Source organism: Halomonas sp. 3F2F (genome assembly GCF_014897805.1).
Lineage (GTDB): Bacteria > Pseudomonadota > Gammaproteobacteria > Pseudomonadales > Halomonadaceae > Vreelandella.
Window position 1 is genome coordinate 68741 of sequence record NZ_JABUZE010000067.1, and the last position, 17809, is coordinate 86549.

Annotated in this window: 19 protein-coding genes; 12 read left to right on the plus strand and 7 right to left on the minus strand. The window is 52.5% G+C overall.

What is annotated here, in order from left to right; all coding sequences use genetic code 11:
* Positions 1 to 27: 27 nt before the first annotated feature.
* Entirely contained in the window at positions 28 to 2226 is a 2199-nt protein-coding gene (gene uvrD / locus INT21_RS08175; RefSeq protein ID WP_193085037.1) for a DNA helicase II, read from the plus strand.
* 136 nt (positions 2227 to 2362) lie between these two features.
* Positions 2363 to 3451: a TRAP transporter substrate-binding protein gene (locus tag INT21_RS08180; protein WP_193085038.1), complete on the plus strand. Its 1089-nt coding sequence runs from the start codon at positions 2363 to 2365 to the stop codon at positions 3449 to 3451.
* A gap of 79 nt (positions 3452 to 3530) precedes the next feature.
* Here INT21_RS08180 and INT21_RS08185 read toward each other — a convergent pair whose 3' ends face one another.
* Positions 3531 to 3944 (minus strand): acyl-CoA thioesterase, encoded by a 414-nt coding sequence (locus INT21_RS08185; RefSeq protein ID WP_083007699.1) that lies wholly within the window; start codon positions 3942 to 3944, stop codon positions 3531 to 3533.
* 84 nt (positions 3945 to 4028) lie between these two features.
* On the opposite strand from INT21_RS08185, the gene INT21_RS08190 reads away from it, so the two are divergent.
* From INT21_RS08190 to INT21_RS08220, 7 genes are all read left to right on the plus strand, one after another.
* On the plus strand, positions 4029 to 4982 hold the full coding sequence (locus tag INT21_RS08190) for a PstS family phosphate ABC transporter substrate-binding protein (RefSeq protein ID WP_193059584.1): 954 nt from the start codon (positions 4029 to 4031) through the stop codon (positions 4980 to 4982).
* 96 nt (positions 4983 to 5078) lie between these two features.
* Entirely contained in the window at positions 5079 to 6197 is a 1119-nt protein-coding gene (locus tag INT21_RS08195) for an ABC transporter permease subunit (RefSeq protein ID WP_089040213.1), read from the plus strand.
* Positions 6197 to 7621, plus strand: coding sequence for a phosphate ABC transporter permease PstA (gene pstA / locus INT21_RS08200; protein WP_193085039.1), 1425 nt, complete (start codon positions 6197 to 6199; stop codon positions 7619 to 7621). Before INT21_RS08195 ends, pstA begins: the two co-directional genes overlap by 1 nt.
* Positions 7615 to 8430 carry a phosphate ABC transporter ATP-binding protein PstB gene (gene pstB, locus INT21_RS08205; RefSeq protein WP_089040211.1) on the plus strand — a complete coding sequence of 272 codons (816 nt, stop codon included), beginning with the start codon at positions 7615 to 7617 and terminating at the stop codon, positions 8428 to 8430. The genes pstA and pstB overlap by 7 nt, the downstream gene beginning before the upstream one ends.
* Positions 8431 to 8460: 30 nt before the next feature.
* Positions 8461 to 9186 carry a phosphate signaling complex protein PhoU gene (gene phoU, locus INT21_RS08210; protein ID WP_193085040.1) on the plus strand — a complete coding sequence of 242 codons (726 nt, stop codon included), beginning with the start codon at positions 8461 to 8463 and terminating at the stop codon, positions 9184 to 9186.
* A gap of 68 nt (positions 9187 to 9254) precedes the next feature.
* Positions 9255 to 9989 carry a sulfate transporter CysZ gene (cysZ, locus tag INT21_RS08215; RefSeq protein WP_089040209.1) on the plus strand — a complete coding sequence of 245 codons (735 nt, stop codon included), beginning with the start codon at positions 9255 to 9257 and terminating at the stop codon, positions 9987 to 9989.
* Between the two features lie 125 nt (positions 9990 to 10114).
* On the plus strand, positions 10115 to 10594 hold the full coding sequence (locus INT21_RS08220) for a copper chaperone PCu(A)C (protein ID WP_193085041.1): 480 nt from the start codon (positions 10115 to 10117) through the stop codon (positions 10592 to 10594).
* Between the two features lie 98 nt (positions 10595 to 10692).
* On the opposite strand, the gene INT21_RS08225 is transcribed toward INT21_RS08220, so the two are convergent.
* The 6 genes from INT21_RS08225 to INT21_RS08250 all read right to left on the minus strand — a co-directional run bounded on the left by INT21_RS08225 (position 10693) and on the right by INT21_RS08250 (position 15645).
* Positions 10693 to 11013: a hypothetical protein gene (locus INT21_RS08225; RefSeq protein ID WP_193085042.1), complete on the minus strand. Its 321-nt coding sequence runs from the start codon at positions 11011 to 11013 to the stop codon at positions 10693 to 10695.
* 394 nt (positions 11014 to 11407) lie between these two features.
* On the minus strand, positions 11408 to 11710 hold the full coding sequence (locus INT21_RS08230) for a hypothetical protein (RefSeq protein ID WP_193085043.1): 303 nt from the start codon (positions 11708 to 11710) through the stop codon (positions 11408 to 11410).
* A gap of 300 nt (positions 11711 to 12010) precedes the next feature.
* Positions 12011 to 13327: a phosphate regulon sensor histidine kinase PhoR gene (gene phoR, locus INT21_RS08235; RefSeq protein ID WP_193085044.1), complete on the minus strand. Its 1317-nt coding sequence runs from the start codon at positions 13325 to 13327 to the stop codon at positions 12011 to 12013.
* A gap of 2 nt (positions 13328 to 13329) precedes the next feature.
* Complete coding sequence (phoB, locus tag INT21_RS08240; RefSeq protein WP_009723274.1) at positions 13330 to 14019, minus strand: phosphate regulon transcriptional regulator PhoB; 690 nt, start codon at positions 14017 to 14019, stop codon at positions 13330 to 13332.
* A gap of 122 nt (positions 14020 to 14141) precedes the next feature.
* Entirely contained in the window at positions 14142 to 15032 is an 891-nt protein-coding gene (ubiA, locus tag INT21_RS08245) for a 4-hydroxybenzoate octaprenyltransferase (protein ID WP_089040204.1), read from the minus strand.
* A 34-nt stretch (positions 15033 to 15066) separates the two neighbouring features.
* The gene (locus tag INT21_RS08250; protein WP_319022686.1) at positions 15067 to 15645 is read right to left on the minus strand and encodes a chorismate lyase; all 579 of its coding nucleotides are present in this window, start codon (positions 15643 to 15645) and stop codon (positions 15067 to 15069) included.
* 87 nt (positions 15646 to 15732) lie between these two features.
* Here INT21_RS08250 and INT21_RS08255 point away from each other — a divergent pair, with 87 nt between their 5' ends.
* The 3 genes from INT21_RS08255 to INT21_RS08265 all read left to right on the plus strand — a co-directional run bounded on the left by INT21_RS08255 (position 15733) and on the right by INT21_RS08265 (position 17656).
* Positions 15733 to 16923 (plus strand): NAD(P)/FAD-dependent oxidoreductase, encoded by a 1191-nt coding sequence (locus INT21_RS08255; RefSeq protein WP_193085045.1) that lies wholly within the window; start codon positions 15733 to 15735, stop codon positions 16921 to 16923.
* A gap of 104 nt (positions 16924 to 17027) precedes the next feature.
* A complete protein-coding gene (locus INT21_RS08260) occupies positions 17028 to 17300 on the plus strand; it encodes an HU family DNA-binding protein (RefSeq protein ID WP_083007712.1) in 273 nt (90 codons plus the stop codon).
* The gene (locus INT21_RS08265; protein ID WP_009723280.1) at positions 17300 to 17656 is read left to right on the plus strand and encodes a hypothetical protein; all 357 of its coding nucleotides are present in this window, start codon (positions 17300 to 17302) and stop codon (positions 17654 to 17656) included. Before INT21_RS08260 ends, INT21_RS08265 begins: the two co-directional genes overlap by 1 nt.
* The last annotated feature ends 153 nt before the right edge of the window (positions 17657 to 17809 follow it).

Below are 17809 nucleotides of genomic sequence, written 5' to 3' on the forward strand. Positions count from 1 at the left end.
CCATTTTTCGAACCGGCAGCGGCTTATATGGACGACGTCACGGCGATACTTGATCAGCTTAACCCTGCCCAGCGCGAGGCAGTAAGCGCCCACCAGGGTAACTTACTGGTACTGGCGGGTGCCGGGTCCGGTAAAACCCGCGTGCTGGTTCATCGCATTGCTTGGCTAATGCAGGCCGAAGGGCTTTCGCCGTATGCCCTGCTGGCGGTCACGTTTACCAACAAGGCCGCGCGGGAAATGCGCACTCGTCTGGAAGCTCTGCTGAGCATCTCCATGCGCCATGTATGGGTTGGCACGTTTCACTCAATCGCCCATCGCCTACTGCGCACTCACTGGCAGGATGCTCGGCTGCCACAGCACTTCCAAATCATCGACTCCGATGACCAGTTACGGCTGGTAAAACGGATGCTCAAAGATTACTCCATCGATGATGAGCGCTTCCCGCCCCGCCAGGTGCAAGGCTTTATCTCTGGCTGCAAAGAGGAAGGCCTGCGCCCCCACCAAGTCAACGTGGACGGCGATGGTTATCTTGGCCAGATGGTAGAGCTTTATGAGCGCTACCAATTTATCTGCGAACGCGGCGGCCTAGTGGACTTCGGTGAACTGCTACTGCGCAGCCTAGAACTGTTGCGTGACAATCCGCCTTTGCTAAACCATTACCGCGAGCGCTTTGGTCATGTATTGGTCGATGAGTTTCAGGACACCAATACGCTGCAATACGCGTGGTTAAAACTACTCACTGGGCTGCAAACACCCATGACCGCCGTCGGTGACGATGACCAGTCAATTTACGGTTGGCGTGGCGCCAAAGTGGAGAATATTCGCCGCTTTGAGGAGGAGTTTCCTAACACTCACACCGTACGCCTAGAGCAGAACTACCGCTCCACAAGCGCGATTCTGGAGGCCGCTAACACGCTGATCAGTCATAACAGCGAGCGGCTGGGTAAAAACCTATGGACTGATGGTGTCGAAGGCGACCCTATTTCTGTTTACGCCGGGTTTAACGACTTAGAAGAAGCCCGCTATATCGTCGATACCATCAAAGAAAAGGTCGATGAAGGGTTTAATCGCCGCGATGTTGCCATTCTTTACCGCTCGAATGCTCAATCGCGCTTACTGGAAGAGACGCTGATTCGCCAAGGTATGCCCTACCGTATTTACGGCGGGCATCGCTTCTATGAGCGCTTAGAGATCAAAAATGCCCTAGCGTACCTGCGCCTACTGCTTAATCGTGATGACGATGCCTCCCTGGAGCGCGTGATTAACGTGCCCACCCGCGGGATTGGCACCCGCACGGTAGAGATTGTGCGCCATCGCGCCCGGGAGCAAAGCATTTCACTGTGGCAGGCGCTGCACGATGCCATTCAAGACGGCACGCTAAAAGGCCGTGCAGCCAACGCGGTACAGACATTTGCCAACCTCATTGAGCAATTAGACAACGATGCATCTGGCCTGCCGCTGCATGAAATTATCGACCACATCACCACTCATACTGGCCTGATCGAGCATCACAAAAGCGAGCGCGGCGAAAAAGGCCAAGCGCGCGTGGAAAACCTGGAAGAACTGGTGACCGCTGCGCGCGCCTTTACCCATGGCGATGCCTTCGAAACCCCAGAGGCAGGCGAAGGCATGGCGGCGCTGGAAGCGTTTCTTTCCGAAGCGGCACTTAATGCGGGCGACCATGAAGCCGATGAATTTGAAGACAGCGTGCAGCTGATGACCCTGCACTCTGCTAAGGGCTTGGAGTTTCCCGTGGTGTTCATTGCCGGCGTTGAAGAGGGCCTATTTCCTCATAAAATGTCGATCGAAGAGCCAGGGCGGCTCGAAGAGGAAAGACGACTTTGCTATGTCGGCGTTACCCGTGCGATGCAGAAACTCTACCTGACCCATGCCGAAACCCGCCGCCTGCACGGCAAAGAAGTGTTCCCCAGGCCATCGCGCTTTCTACGTGAACTTCCGCCCCATCTGCTGGAAGAAGTCCGTCTACGTGGCCACATTTCCCGCCCCGTTACCGCCTCACGCTCAAGTTTTGCGCAACAGCGGGTTGAAAGCGACGGCGACCTACCTGCCCTGCATGTTGGCCAGCGGGTAATGCATCCGGTGTTTGGCGAAGGCATCATTTTAAACGCGGAAGGCGAAGGTGCCCGCGCCCGCGTACAGGTCAGCTTTGAAGGTGAAGGGGTGAAATGGCTCGTACTAGGGTTTGCCAAACTCACCCCTCTTTGAGCGGTGTTAACGTAAGCGTAAAGCTGTAGGCGAGTACTTGCCGATTAAAACCTGCTTAGCGCATACTGGCTGATGGACACTGCGCTCACTGCGCGTTAATAAAAAAACATCAGATAATTTCGGAGTTATGCCCGCCATGCAACGCCGCCAATTTCTAAAAACCGCCGGCTTCGGTGCCGCCGGTGTCGCTGCTGCGCCTTTTGTTTCCACTGCTAGCGCCAACGAAACCTACACCTGGGATATGGTGACCTCCTGGCCGAAAAACTTCCCAGCGCTTGGCACAGGTGCCAATGACTTCGCGCGCCGGGTCGAGCAGCTCTCCAATGGCCGCATGCGCATACGTGTACACGGTGCTGGTGAGCTTGTGCCTGCACTTGAGGTGTTCGATGCGGTCGCTGCGGGTACCGCAGAGATGGGGCATTCCGCATCCTACTACTGGCGCGGCAAGGTCGCGGCCTCACAGTTTTTCACCGCGGTGCCGTTTGGCATGAACACAACCGAAATGAATGCGTGGCTGTATAACGGTGGTGGCCAGGAGCTGTGGGATGAGATCTACGCCAACCACAACCTGAAGCCTTTTGCGGTCGGTAATACCGGCACGCAAATGGGCGGCTGGTTCAAAAAAGAGATTAACTCTCTAGACGATATGCAGGGCCTAAAACTTCGCCTGCCAGGCCTTGCTGGCGAAGCGATGAACGGCATTGGTGTGAGTACCGTCACTATGGCGGGCTCAGAAATCTTCACCTCGCTGCAAACCGGCGCACTTGATGCAGCGGACTGGGTCGGGCCTTACAATGATATGGCATTTGGCCTTCACCAAGTAGCGGATTACTACTACACCTCCGCATGGAACGAGCCTACAGCCGTGCTGGAAGGCACGGTCAATTTAGACGCTTGGAATTCCCTGCCAGAAGATCTGCAAGACGTGATCCGTGAGGCTGCGCGCGCCTCTAACCTCGCCATGATCAGCGAATTTGCCTTCCGTAACGCTCAGGCATTGGAAACGCTGGTCGATGAACATGGTGTTCAACTGCGTACCTTCCCGGAAGACGTGATGGCAGCGCTGTATGAATCTTCAAAAGAGGCGATCCAACGCCAAGTAGACAATGACGAAGAGTCTCGCCGTGTTTATGACTCTTACTCAGCCTTCCAGAAATTACTGCGCCCATTCAGCGATGTCGGCGAATACGCCTACCTGAAAAACCGCGACAATGTCGGCGTCTAGGAATTTCGCCAACGTTTAGTAGCGACACAACAAAGGGCGCCAAGGCGCCCTTCTGCGATGTTAATGGTCAACCAATCTCTCAGCTATGCACCGCACGGATACGCCCATTATCATCCAACGCTACCATCACAAAACGCGCTTCGGTCACTTTCTGCCGCTCTTCCAAATGGCGACCCTGAGGTGGACGCACCCATACCTCAACATCAATCTTAATCGAGCTATGGCCTATTTCCCGCACGCAGGTATAAACGCTCACCATTGAGCCCACACGTACCGGGCTTAAAAAATCCATCGCCTCAATCGCTACGGTCGCTGTGCGACCGCCTGCCTCTCGGCCCGCGGCTAGTTCGGCGGCTTGATCCATCTGATTGACTAACCAACCACCCGGAATATCACCATAGAGATTGGTATCTTGCCGAGAAGCCAGTAACTTTAAGGTGAGCTGCCCCTGCGGAGCAGGTACATCGTCCAAATCGGTGTCCAGCGGTGTCATAAGGTGGTCGCTTCAAAAGGTTATTGTTGTGATGTTGCTGCATCGCAATAGGCTGGTAATAGTTAATCACAAGAGGGGTGTCGTTTGAAGCGTTACAATTTACGACGTGTGAGTAAACATCAACTGCTACTGCTTCTGACTGGCTGGCTTTTAATGGCAGGCACGCTTGCCTGGGGGCAGCCAACCTCGGTGAGCGGCACGTTAGGTGCCGTCGGTTCTGACACCATGGCAGGCTTGGTGCTGCGCTGGGGCGAAGCCTTAAGCGCCCGCCACCCGGATATCAACCTACAATTTCAGGCCGGCGGCTCAGCCAGCGCGCCAACTGCCTTAGTGGCAGGCACCACCCGCCTAGGGCCGATGTCACGCCCCATGACCCATGCAGAACGCCAGCAGTTTATTGACCGCTACGGTTACCCACCGCTTGAACTTCGAGTTGCTCGGGATGCATTAGTCGTGGCGGTACATCGCCATAACCCATTGGATACCCTGACACTCCAACAAGTCGATGCGATTTTTTCAACTAGCCTCGCTTGCGGTGCTCCCCACCCCATCCGGCGCTGGAGTACGCTGATCCCGGCGACGGATTGGCCCTATGGCCAAATAGCCCTGCATGGTCGTAACCTAGCGTCAGGCACTCATGGCCTCTTTCAGGCAAGAGCCCTGTGCGATGGCGAGTTCCGCCTAGATATCAGTGAACACCCAGGCTCATCGGCGGTCATTGCTGCTGTAGGAGAGTCCTTCAATGCCATGGGCTATGCAGGCTACAACCACTTAAACCCAATGGTGCGCGCACTGCGCCTAGTAGATGAATCCGGCGCTGCCGTTGCCCCCAACGAACGCTCTATTCAGCAAGGAAAGTACCCATTATCACGCGATCTCTATCTTTACGTTAACCTGCCACCCGGCGAGTCATTGCCACCTGTGGAGCAAGCCTTTCTGACACTTATCTTTTCCGAAGAGGGTCAACAGATTGTCAAAGCAGCTGGCTTTGTGCCGCTGCCCAATCACCTGCGTGATGCTCAGCGCCAACACCTGTGAACTGTCATTTAATTGTCATAAATAAACGATAGGGTAAGGAGACTTGACCATGCATGCTTATTTTCGTGATGGCTTTCGCTTTTCTATGATGTCGACATGACTCCTCCTCGGCTACCCTTCTCGCGTCAGCCGCTGCGCCATATACAAGACCGACTTGCTACCGGGCTTATCACCGCTGGTGGCATTGGTGTTTTGTTGGCAATTTTAGCGATTGGCGTGTTCCTTTTTTGGGAAACGCTACCCTTGCTCGCCTTTGGCGACACGTTCAGCCTCGCTAAACTCTCGCCCCTTGCCTGGGGAACATTAAAAGCGGCACTGGCGGCCATGCTATTCGCAACGCCTATTGCCCTAGGCGCGGCAATGTACTCTGCGCTATTTATGTCAGCACGGCTCCGCAGCCGTTTGAAGCCAACGCTTGAGTTGATGGAGGCGGTGCCTGGCGTTGTCATCGGTTTCATTGCCGGTTTATTACTCGCCCCCTGGGTGGAACGAAACCTGGCCAGTGCCTTGATGATCATTATTTGGCTACCTCTTAGCGCAGCCTTAGCAGGATATCTATGGTATCGGACGGCCGCCCACGTTCGTCAACGACTACCGCTTTCTTGGGCAGGCTTATGGCTGATCCCCTGGTTGGCTGGCATGGCTGTACTGGCTATATGGATTGCTCCCATCATTGAACAACACTGGCTTGGCGGTGACCTGCGACGCTTGCTGGATCAACGTTACGGTCTTGATTACGCCACTCGAAATGCATTGATTGTGGGCATTGCGATGGGATTTGCGGTGATTCCCAGTATTTATTCACTCGCAGAAGATGCACTTGCCGATGTGCCCCCTACCTTAATGGAAGGTGCTCAAGCGCTAGGCGCTAGCCGCTGGCAAGCACTGTGGAAAGTTGCCCTACCCACGGCAGGTCCTGGGGTCTTTTCAGCGGTGATGATTGGCGCTGGCCGCGCCGTGGGCGAAACCATGATTGTGTTAATGGCCAGCGGTAACACCGCGCTCTTGAGTGCCAGTCCGTTTGAAGGGCTACGTTCACTATCAGCCTCTATCGCCATTGAGCTTCCCGAGGCTTCACCAGGCGGGCTGACCTATCACTTACTGATACTGGCGGCGTTAGCCTTGTTCATTTTTACCTTTGTGGTGAACACACTGGCTGAAATTGTCAGACAGCGCTTGCGCCGACGCTATCAACGCTTAGGGAGCACACTCTAATGCGTTGGCAGCGGGCTGTTTTTGCAAACGTTGGTTTTTTAAAAATGAGCGGCAGCGGGCTCTGGCCTTGGCTTTGTGCTGCCTGCGTGGCGCTTTCGTTATTAATGTTGGCAGCATTATTAACGCTGCTGACGATTCGGGGGTTAGGCCATTTTTGGCCAGCGCCATTAGAGGAAGTTACCCTCAAGTCAGGCGACATCGTCATTGGGCAGCCAGTTCGTGAAACGACGCTGCCCAAAGGAGCAGGGGCAGAACGGCTCTATTTCACTGGTAATCAGGATGTTACAGGAAGCAACTGGCAGTGGATTGCCATTGATGAGATTAGCCAACAGGCCGAGCCAGCCGACCTTATCCGCTTAACGCGCACCCCATGGGGTGATTTTATAGGTCGCTTAATGACGCTGGAGAGTGGCGATCAACGGTTAACAGAACAAGCTGCCTGGGCCTTCATCCAGGATGCGCTTGCCTTGCCCGTTAACCAGCGGCCCCCTGGCACGTTAGTGCTAGCCACCGCCGATGGTCAAATACTTCGCCAGCCGCTGGCAAGTGTTACCTATTTTCAATCACCAAATTCCATGTCCTGGGGACAAAAAACCATCGCCTGGGGGCAGCGCATCTGGCAATTTCTGAGTGAAGGGCCACGCGCCGCAAATACTGGCGGAGGTGTCTGGCCAGCCATTTTTGGCACCGTCTTAATGGTCATTCTGATGTCAGTGATCGTTACTCCGTTTGGGGTTCTCGCGGCTATTTACTTAAACGAAATCGCCCACCAAAACCGCTTAACACGCTTAGTTCGCATTGGCGTACGCAACCTGGCAGGCGTGCCTTCAATCGTTTATGGCGTGTTTGGCCTTGGGGTATTTGTATACGGAGTAGGCGGCTCTATCGACAGCTGGTTCTTTAGCGATGAACTGCCCTCACCCACATTTGGAACCGGCGGCCTTCTTTGGGCCTCGCTAACACTTGCCTTGCTCACGTTACCGGTAGTGATTGTCGCTACCGAAGAAGGGCTAGCACGCATACCTGATGCCCAGCGGGAAGGTGCCGTTGCGCTGGGTGCGACACGCTTGGAAATGTTAACGCGGGTGGTGTTACCCATGGCAACGCCCGCCATGCTAACGGGGATGATTTTAGCCGTCGCCAGGGCCGCAGGTGAAGTGGCGCCGCTAATGCTAGTGGGCGTCGCCAAGCTAGCCCCGCAAATGCCTGTAGATAGTGAGTTTCCCTACCTTCATCTAGAGCGCAAGTTTATGCACCTCGGCTATCATTTATTTGATACCGCCTTTCATGGTGAAGATGTGCAGGCCGCCATTCCGCTAGTTTTCGCCACTGCGCTGCTGCTGGTATTAATCGTACTCGTGCTTAATCTAACTGCCATATTTCTGCGTCATTATCTGAGGCGTCAGCGAGGAAACGAATGTTAGCGTCTTTATCGTCCAACAATGCGGCTCTCGCACCCGTGGCGCGTTTTTCTGCCGAACAGCGCTGCTTGAGCATTGCAAAGTTTCACCTCGCTTATGCGGGGAAAATGGCGTTGCGCGATCTAACATTAGACCTACCACGCCACCGTGTAACGGCCTTTATTGGCCCTTCAGGCTGTGGAAAGTCGACACTACTACGCGCGATTAACCGACTGCACGACCTTAATGAATCGGTAACACACAGTGGCCATATTCAGCTTGAAGGTCAGGATATTCATGCCCCGGACATGAATGTTACCGAGTTGCGACGGCGCGTTGGGATGGTGTTTCAAACACCCAACCCTTTCCCTATGTCGATTTATGAAAACGTGGCCTTTGGCCTGCGTTTACAGCAACGCTTACCCAAGCGAAAGCGGGACGACATTATCGAATGGGCACTGACATCGGCAGCACTGTGGGATGAGGTTAAAGACCGACTGCACCGCTCGGCCTGGCAGCTATCTGGCGGCCAGCAGCAGCGCTTGGTCATTGCTCGTACGCTTGCCGTACAGCCGGATGTACTGCTACTTGATGAACCAGCGTCAGCCTTAGACCCGATCTCAACGCTGAAAATTGAAGAGCTGATTCGTAACCTTAAATCACAGCTAACGCTAGTGCTGGTTACCCACAATATGCAGCAAGCCGCGCGGGTTTCTGACTACACGGCTTTTTTGCAGCACGGTGAACTCGTTGAGTACGGGCCAACGGATCAAGTGTTCACCAACCCGCGTTTACAACGCACCGAAAACTACATCACCGGCCGCATCACCTAGGCCCCAAAGACATCACGTCAGGAGTGCTCAATGGATATTACGAGCGATAGCCACAGCCAACATATCTCTCGCCAGTTCAACCAAGAGCTGGAAGAGCTAAAAACCCACCTGATGGCCATGGGCGGTCTGGTGGAAAAACAAGTGCAAGATGCTGTTTTTGCGCTACTGGAAGGTGATAGCCGTCTTGCTGAGAAAGTGCGCGACAATGACCGCCAAGTGAACGACCTGCAACTGCAAATTGACGATGAATGTACGCGGGTATTAGCGCGCCGTCAGCCAGCGGCTTCCGACTTACGCTTAGTGCTAGCGGTTATTCGCGCAACGTCCGACCTCGAGCGTATCGGCGATGAAGCCAGCAAAATTGCTCGAAATGCACTACTGTTGAGCGAAAGTAGCGGCAGCATCCGTGGTTTAGTCGAAGTACGCCATATCAGCGAGCACGTGCGTAAAATGCTTCGCGATGCACTTACCGCGTTTGCGCGTTTTGATACCGATCTTGCAATGCAAGTTGTGCGCGAAGATGAGTTCGTTGACGATGAGTATGGTAGCGCCATGCGCTCGCTGATGACCTTTATGATGGAAGATTCACGTTCGATTAGCTCCGTACTTAGCATTATGTGGGTGCTACGTGCCTTAGAACGCGTGGGGGATCATGCCAACAACCTGGCGGAGTACGTTGTCTACTTGGTCAAAGGGCTAGATATTCGCCATAGCGATCCCGACACTATCGACCCACAGGCACTTAAAAAATCTTGACCTAGCACGCGATTCCTCCTGCAATACGCCCAGATATCCCCTCTGGGCGTTTTTTCTAAGGAGCAAACATGTTGGATGCGATGACAGCGCTGAGTCGAGGCACTCGCTTGGTATACCAGAAAGGTCTGCGGCGCTATATTTTCCTACCCATCGTGGTCAATATAATCGTTTATGCCAGCATGCTCAGTTTCGTGGTCAGCCGCTTTTCTGGCTGGTTAGATAGTGCGATGACCATGGTGCCAAGCTGGCTTGAGTGGCTCTCATGGCTAATCTGGCCACTGTTCTTTATCAGCCTACTGCTGGTGATCTTTTTTACCTTCACCCTGGTCACCCACTTAATCGCCGCACCTTTCTATGGTTTTTTAGCCGCGAAGGTAGAGCGTCAAGCAACAGGACGTGAACCCCTGGATGACCGCGGGCTCGCTAAAACCGCCGTCGATGCCTTGGGTCGCGAGCTAGTCAAACTCGGTTATATTCTGCCACGCATGGTGATACTGTTTATCATTAGCTGGATACCTGGCCTAAACCTGATAGCGCCTATTTTGTGGATCCTTTTTTCCGCGTGGATCATGGCAATCACTTATTTAGATTATCCTATGGATAACAATAAGATTACCTTTCGCGATATGCGTACACGATTATCGAAACGGTGGTGGCCAAGTCTCACCTACGGCGGGTTAATTATGCTCGTGACCTGGATTCCTCTCGCCAACCTGTTCTTAATTCCCGGCGCAGTGGCAGGTGCCGTCTTAATGTGGGACGACCACTACCGCGGCACGCGCGACATTACGCCTCATCGCTAATGACTTAATCGCTATAACGCTGATACAACCTATTTGTTACCTTAAGGTTGTTTGGCTTCACTATTATTCTCAAGATTAAGCATAAGCCTTGTTAAGAAGATAAGGCCCCTACAAGGAATACGACCATGCTGACCCGCGCACTCTGGTTGACGGCTCTCCTCACTGGCTCAATCTCTTTCGCATCGGCTCACGACGTTCAAACCGACCAGCTAAGGATCGCTCATCCTTTTGCCACGCCAACGCCCCCCGGTGTGACAAATGGTGCCGCTTATCTGGATATTACGGCTCATACAGAGTCCGTCACACTGGTCAGCGCACAGACACCTGTGAGCGAAAGTGTTGAGCTACATGATATGCAGATGGAAGGCGATATGATGAAAATGCGCCACGTCAGTGCTATCGAAATCGCTAAAGATGAAACGCTAACAATGCGCCCAGGTGGCGGCTATCACTTAATGCTAATGGGATTACATCAGCCATTGGCAGAAGGTGACCGGTTTCCCATCACGCTCGAATTTGCCCAGCAAGACGCTATTGAAATAGAAGTTTGGGTTCAAAGCGCCCAAGAAGGAAGCACCGCCGCTGACCGCCATCACCAGCATTAACAGGATCAATCGATCACCGTCTTAACCACAAAAACCCCGCCGAAGCGGGGTTTTTGCTATAAAACTTATTTGTCACACACGTTTAACCATCGCCCTCTTTACCAGCGTGTACTGCTACCTTCTTCACGGTTGAGTTCTTCAGCGCGATAACCTGCTCGCTCTTTAGAGTCATCATCAGCGTCACTGGCACGGCTTGAAGGAGCATATATCAGAGTATTCTCATTATCATTGATCAAATCTTTAGCTGAATAGGTCGCAGGGCCCGATGTGTTACGAGATTGAGGTTGAATAATTTCTTGGTTCTCAGCACGTTCTTTATTCAGCTCAATGGAAGAGTGTGCAAACGCTATTGGGCTTGCGATAAGCCCCAACGATAAGCCTACAACCACAGTGCTTTTAACAAATGATTTCAACAACATAAATAAAAACTCCTTGCTATATGGAGCAACCGACAATGCAATGATACAAGGTACCTTCTTTTGCCAATCGCAAAACGTGTCATCTGAATAATTGCATTTTTAACACCAAGAAACAGTGGGCAACGTAACAATGATTATACTATACACAAAAAATTAGACCCCACCGAAGTGGGGTCTTGAGCACTCTTAGTATCGCGATACGTAACACTAGCTTCCTATCCGTTTGAGGGGCTCCAACCTTGGAATTAACCCTAACTAGCGTGTTGACCGTCGAAAGATTCAATCCTTGAATCTAGGAGCATCCATGCAATTTGACATCCATGCCTCTGAATAGCTCATCCGTAAGCGTAAGAGTTATAGTACCTTTTGAAAAGATAAGTAACCAAAGTTAATGTTACATTCCGCTATTTTCTTCAGGCAACTCATCTGTGCTGTCATAGCCAGACTCTGAATCGTCCTGGCTCGTTGAACTAGGTTTCATGTCGCTGGCGTTATCGCCTTCGTCATGAGTCAACTCTTGGCTATCATAATCACTTGAATCTGTTGTACTTTCGGATTGAGTCTCAACAGGCTGCTCATCAGGGGAAATATTGTTCGCGGGGTCTGCTGGCTCTTGAGCGAATGCTGCAGGGCTAGCCACTAAACCAAACGCGACACTTAAAATACCAGCTTTCTTGAGTAGTTCCTTGGACATCATGTTCCGCCTCCTAGATCGCTGTTCAGGTACTGCTTAAATAGTAAGAAAGACGGCCTTTCGGCTTACCAATTCCTATGGTTTTCTCTCTTACCAAGTACCAAGACACTTGCATACGATGTGCCAAAAAATCAAAAATTATATAAAAAAACCGATAAAACAAACACTTATTAAATAAAAGATAATAGAAAGGGCGCTTAAAGCGTTTGCAGATCAAGCAGGGAAAGTGGTTAGAAATGGCACATGAGTATTATGTGACCATACTTGTATGACAAGCATGACACATCTATACATCACTTGTACTTAAACAGCATTGCGCGAGGCGGGCTCGCTTTTGACAACACGTGATGACGGAAAAACACAGCGAAAGAGGGCTCCTTCGCCAGGGCGAGATTCAATTTGTAACAATGCGTCATGTCTTAGTAGCACATGCTTTACAATCGCCAGACCAAGCCCGGTACCACCCGTTGCAGTACTACGACCTTTATCAACGCGATAGAAACGCTCGGTTAAGCGTGGAATATGCACAGGGTCAATTCCCTCACCATCGTCGTCAACTTCAATACAAGCACTGCCATTCGGCAGGGTTTTCCAGCGAAGTGTTATCTGACTACCCTCTGGCGTATACCGCACAGCGTTAAACACTAGGTTTGAAATAGCGCTATGCAGTTCCTGCTCGCTGCCGATCAGACGGGCATCGCTTTCAAGCGCGACTTGAACACTGTGCTGTTGGTTAGAGAGCGCTAGCGCATCGCGGCGAATGGTGTCGAGCATTGGCCCTAACGCCAACGCATGATGATCCTCGCCACCTTGATCAATTTCTAACCGAGAGAGCAGTAGCAGATCATTGACTAAGTTTTGCATACGCTTCGTCTGCTCTTCCATCTGAGCAATACCTCGGCCCAAACGTGGTGGAAGTTGCTCTTTCAAGTCGCTGTAGGTTTCTAAATAACCCGTCAGTACCGTTAGCGGTGTGCGTAGTTCATGGGAAACATTGGCGACAAAGTCACGCCGCATCTGCTCTAAACGATGCAAGCGGGTAATATCTCGCGCCATTACCAAGCGCTCATCATCACCATAGAGAGTAATTTGATATTGAAGGATATGCCGTTCATCGATGGGCGACGTTAAGGTCAGCGGCTCACCGTATTTACGCGCATTAAAGTAGCTGATAAATCGCGGGTCACGAAGCAGATTGGTAATGTGCTGGCCACGGTCGTGGGCGGTTTGCAAGCCCAGCATTTCCGTCGCGGCACTGTTCCACCACTCCAGGTCACCATGCCGATCTAGCATAACGACACTGTCACGCATCGCTTCGGATGATTCCTGAATACGTGCAAGGGTGGCACGTAAGCGATTCTGAGTAATCCGTTGGCTCTTTTGGTAGCGATACAAGCGATCAAAAAGCTCGCCCCACATGCCGCTCGCAGCAGGGGGTTCATCATGAGGGTGAAGCGTTAACCACTTAAAGAGCGCACGCAGTTGGCGCAGTTGATACACCAGACAAACGGCAAGACCTGCAGCAACGCCAAGACCTGGCATACCCAGCAACCACCCCAGACAAGCGCCCAAAGCGGCCAGCCACGCAATTCGCCATAGTTCTCGGCTCCACAGGCGCACCGTTACACCCGCGCGGAAAAACGGTACCCAGTGCCTCTCACCGTTTGAATGAGACTCTGGTGAGCTTCTCCTAGGGCCTTACGTAGACGTCGGATGTGAACATCTACCGTCCGCTCTTCAACGTATACGTTACCGCCCCACACTTGATCGAGCAGTTGGCTACGTGTATAGGCGCGCTCTTGGTGCGTCATGAAAAACTGCAGCAAACGGTACTCCGTCGGCCCCATTTCTAACGCCTTACCGTAAGCACTCACACGGTGGCTCACTGGGTCTAATAGCAAGCCATTAATTTCAATAGGATCTTCGACACCACGGGGGGTAGTACGTCGCAATACTGCTTTTAAGCGCGCCACCAGTTCGCGGGGAGAGAAAGGCTTGGTGATATAGTCATCCGCCCCAGCCTCAAGCCCTTGAATCTTATTATCTTCTTCGCCTTTAGCGGTCAGCATAATGATAGGCACCTCGGCAGTGGCTTCTTCACGCTTTAAGCGCCTTGCAAGCTCAATACCACTGGTACCCGGCATCATCCAATCCAGCAAAAGCAGATCTGGCTGGTGGTCAACCATCATCGCGTGGGCATCCTGGGCGTTATCCGCTTCAAGCACGCGATAGTCAGCCATTTCCAGCGCCACTGCGATCATCTCGCGAATAGGCGCCTCATCATCGACAATCAAAACGGTCTTGGCGGTCATTCCAGGGCCTCACGGTGTTCAATGAAAACTAATTTAAAAAAATAGTTTAAAAAAACAGTTCAAAGACATGTCAGTGACGATAACACCATGACTCGATGACAATTTTATGACATAGAGGACATTTAGCCAGTTATTGGCCACCAACTTAGTGCAATACCTGCAAAAATTAACAAGCCTGACCAATGATTATTAAGAAATGCCTGGAAGCAGCGGTCGCGCTCACGGCCAGCGATTAAGCGTTGTTGATGGACAAACGTAGCGGCCATAGCGGCTAGCCCAAGCCAGAAAAAGCCACCTAAACCAACACGCCATCCTACCCAGGCAAGTAGTCCAAGTGCCGCCACTTGCAACACACCAATGATCAGACGATCAGCGCTACCAAACAGCACCGCGGTAGATTTGATGCCAATTTTTAGGTCATCGTCGCGGTCGACCATGGCGTATTGAGTATCGTAGGCAACGGTCCACAGCACGTTAGCGCTAAACAATAGCCATGCTTCAAACGGTACATGACCCAATACCGCACCGAATGCCATGGGGATCGCCCAAGAGAACGCAGCCCCTAACACCACCTGAGGTAAATGGGTGTAGCGCTTCATAAACGGGTAAATGAACGCTAATACAACACCACCTATCGACAACAGCACCGTAAACCAATTGGTCAATAGCACTAAAATGAAAGCAGTGGCTACCAGCGCGATAAACAGCAGCTGCGCCTCGGTTTCACTGATACGACCAGTGGCTAGCGGACGATGTTTAGTGCGCTTTACATGGCCATCGAAATGACGATCAGCGTAATCATTAACCACACAGCCCGCGGCGCGCATCACATAAACGCCAGCAATAAAGATCAGCAGAACATTCCGTCCAGGCACACCCTCTGCTGCTATCCACAATGCCCATAAGGTGGGCCACATCAATAGCCAAGTACCAATCGGGCGATCCAATCGCGTTAAATGTAAAAAATCAGCCACCCGAGCCCATCCCGTTGGCCTCAACAGAGAACGGTCCATGCTTACCTCTCAAAAAGAAAACGCTGGCGATAGCCTAGCGCGAAGACAGGGCAAGATCATCTGCCATGGTCGATAAAAAGTATTCCTGCACTAACAGCGACAGCCCACTGTGCTGAAACACTGAGCGCCGCCCCCATACACTATCTAAAAGCGACGCAGAGTGTTCCGCGACAAAGCGTGGCTGATGGCGAGTGGCGTAGAGTGGCCCGCGCACTAAGTCAGGTTGTTGAAACAGCCAACTGCCTAATGAACGCTCGCCAAGCCCTTCTAACCCCTTACCTTGTAATTGACTAAGTGGCGCTACCGAGCGTGCTACCACCCAGGGCTTATCACCTACACACAATGCGACTTCCCTCAGCCATGCATAGCGGCGCGGTTCAATTCCCAGCGCTAGCGCTTCATCCCGCAGAGGTAAGCCAATCGTTTGACGTAACAATTGCACCCGAAACGCGTTTGTGCCGCCTGCGACGGTTAACCGCGTCGTTAAAGAGTCCGTCGAGGCCACCCACTGCCACCACGCAGCGCTCATTGCAGGACGAGCCGCAGCAACAGGGAGCCAGTGAGGAAAGAGTCGATGAGGAAGGGAAGCTTGCCGAACAGTAGGGGCGATCACCAAAGTCTCCAAGGCGGTCAATACACAGAAAGCTAGTGTAACATGGTGACCTCACAGGCTTTTGTTCCGCCGACTTTTGGTGACTGCATGCCCTCACACGAGATATCGCGATATTCCCATTCGGCACTGATTATTATTGGCACCGGTATGGCGGGGATTGGCCTTGCGCGCGCTCTACGCCGACAAGGCGATACACGTGCCATTACCCTTATTAGTGCCGATAGTGGCGATGATTACAGTAAACCGCTGCTTTCTACAGGCTTTGCGAAACGCTTAACGCCAGACCAACTTGCCCAACGTGACGCCAGCAGCGTCGCAGAGGAACTGAACGCTGAGTTAATTACCCACACCCAGGTCGCACACCTGCATGTGGATAACCAATGCGTAGAACTCAGTAATGGCCAACAGCTCCACTACGACGATCTAGTGCTGGCCACTGGGGCAGCGCCCCATACGCCTTTCAGCGTGCCCGAGAGTGTCGCCAAACGATGCTTTACCATCAACGACTTAGACGAGTATCGCCGCTTTTATGCCGCATTAAGCGCAGCGACTACTAAACGTGTTGCGGTTGTCGGTACCGGGCTGGTGGGCTGCGAGTTCGCCAATGACCTCCATGCTGGCGGCCACCAAGTCACCCTCATTGCGCCAGAAAGCACCCCGCTGCAACGCCTACTGCCCGAGCCACTCGGCCAAGCGCTGGCGGATGCTTTCCAAGACGCTGGCATCCAACTTGCTTTAGGGCATAACCTGAAAACGCTCGCCCTTAACGTAGATAATGCCCTATCACTCCATCTTGATAATGGCGACGTCTATGCTGCCGACATCGTATTACTCGCCACTGGCTTAGTTCCGCACACTCAACTTGCCGAAGCAGCCGGGCTGGCGGTTAGCCATCGCGGTATTGTGGTTGACCGCCAGTTACGCACCTCTCGACCGAACATATTTGCGTTGGGCGATGCGGCTTGCGTTGAGGGAGTTAACGCTATGTACGTGCAGCCCCTGCAGGCGAGCGTAAAAGCGTTGGCGTCAACCCTCGCCGGAAAACCAACCAGCGTCAGCTTTGGGGCGTGGCCCGTCATTGTGAAAACGCCATTACTACCCGTGGTTGCCTACCCACCGGTAACAACACCAGCACGGTGGAGAATTGAGGGAGAAGGCGGTGACATGACAGCCGTTGCTGAAAATAAAGACGGTCGTTTGATTGGATTTGCGTTGACAGGCAGCTGCGTGAGAAGGAAAGTGGAGCTTTCCAGAGTAGCACCTGCGCTGCTAGGCTGATTTTCGCCGCCTTAGCGACTAGGCTAAAAAAGTTAACCAGCTGGGCAGTGCTTCTAACAACTCAGATGAACTTACGCTTGATTTCCACATAGGGAGATACCTTTATGCGCAAACCTGAACTCGCAGCCGCAATTGCTGAAAACGCTGATCTATCCAAAGACAAAGCAGGCCAAGTCCTGAACGTTATCTTGGACGAAATCACTAACAGCGTTGCCAAAGGCGAAGATGTTGCTCTGATTGGTTTTGGAACGTTTACCGTACGCCAGCGTGCCGCACGTACTGGCAAAAACCCGCAAACTGGCGCGCCGTTACAGATTCCCGCCAGCAAAAATGTTGCGTTCAAGCCGGGCAAAGCGCTTAAGGACGCCGTTTCCTAATGAAACTCAAGCTGACGCTGTGGCTACTGAGCTTACTGCTTAAAAGAGCCCTGCGACGCAAGCCGCGCTTTCGTGAACAACTTGAGCGTATGCGCGGCCTGGACTGGGGTGTTGCCACGGAAGACCTTAGTATTGCTCGGTATTATCGAATGACCTCGAAAGGCATTGATACCGGCAAAGGACTACCCGTTGACCTAGACCTTGAGCTTCGTTTTCGCGATCAGGATGCCGCGTTGAAAATCCTTAAAAAGCCGACGCAACAGGCATTTCTGGACGGCATGGTAGCTGGCGAAGTCCGCCTAGTGGGCGACTCCGCCGATATGAACAAGCTTCAAAAGCTACTGAAAAATATGTAATAACTAACCCGCCACCTCAAGGTGGCGGGTTCCTTCCTAAGATTTCTCTTATTGCCCCTGCTATCTTTCAGACTAGGCTCTCACTGACCAGCCCCTCGCTGCCAAGCATCACGCTTGCTCGGTTACGTTTTGTATAGCCATTGAGCACAGCCG

Excerpts from the sequence above, each read along its gene's own strand:
- INT21_RS08185 (WP_083007699.1), bottom strand. The coding sequence starts at position 3,944 with ATGACACCGCTGGACACCGATTTGGACGATGTACCTGCTCCGCAGGGG.
- INT21_RS08255 (WP_193085045.1), top strand. The coding sequence starts at position 15,733 with ATGCCCTCACACGAGATATCGCGATATTCCCATTCGGCACTGATTATT.
- pstB (WP_089040211.1), top strand. The coding sequence starts at position 7,615 with ATGTTAGCGTCTTTATCGTCCAACAATGCGGCTCTCGCACCCGTGGCG.
- pstA (WP_193085039.1), top strand. The coding sequence starts at position 6,197 with ATGCGTTGGCAGCGGGCTGTTTTTGCAAACGTTGGTTTTTTAAAAATG.
- INT21_RS08220 (WP_193085041.1), top strand. The coding sequence starts at position 10,115 with ATGCTGACCCGCGCACTCTGGTTGACGGCTCTCCTCACTGGCTCAATC.
- uvrD (WP_193085037.1), top strand. The coding sequence starts at position 28 with ATGGACGACGTCACGGCGATACTTGATCAGCTTAACCCTGCCCAGCGC.
- phoU (WP_193085040.1), top strand. The coding sequence starts at position 8,461 with ATGGATATTACGAGCGATAGCCACAGCCAACATATCTCTCGCCAGTTC.
- phoB (WP_009723274.1), bottom strand. The coding sequence starts at position 14,019 with ATGACCGCCAAGACCGTTTTGATTGTCGATGATGAGGCGCCTATTCGC.
- INT21_RS08260 (WP_083007712.1), top strand. The coding sequence starts at position 17,028 with ATGCGCAAACCTGAACTCGCAGCCGCAATTGCTGAAAACGCTGATCTA.
- INT21_RS08180 (WP_193085038.1), top strand. The coding sequence starts at position 2,363 with ATGCAACGCCGCCAATTTCTAAAAACCGCCGGCTTCGGTGCCGCCGGT.
- INT21_RS08225 (WP_193085042.1), bottom strand. The coding sequence starts at position 11,013 with ATGTTGTTGAAATCATTTGTTAAAAGCACTGTGGTTGTAGGCTTATCG.
- INT21_RS08195 (WP_089040213.1), top strand. The coding sequence starts at position 5,079 with ATGACTCCTCCTCGGCTACCCTTCTCGCGTCAGCCGCTGCGCCATATA.
- cysZ (WP_089040209.1), top strand. The coding sequence starts at position 9,255 with ATGTTGGATGCGATGACAGCGCTGAGTCGAGGCACTCGCTTGGTATAC.
- INT21_RS08265 (WP_009723280.1), top strand. The coding sequence starts at position 17,300 with ATGAAACTCAAGCTGACGCTGTGGCTACTGAGCTTACTGCTTAAAAGA.
- ubiA (WP_089040204.1), bottom strand. The coding sequence starts at position 15,032 with ATGGACCGTTCTCTGTTGAGGCCAACGGGATGGGCTCGGGTGGCTGAT.
- INT21_RS08230 (WP_193085043.1), bottom strand. The coding sequence starts at position 11,710 with ATGATGTCCAAGGAACTACTCAAGAAAGCTGGTATTTTAAGTGTCGCG.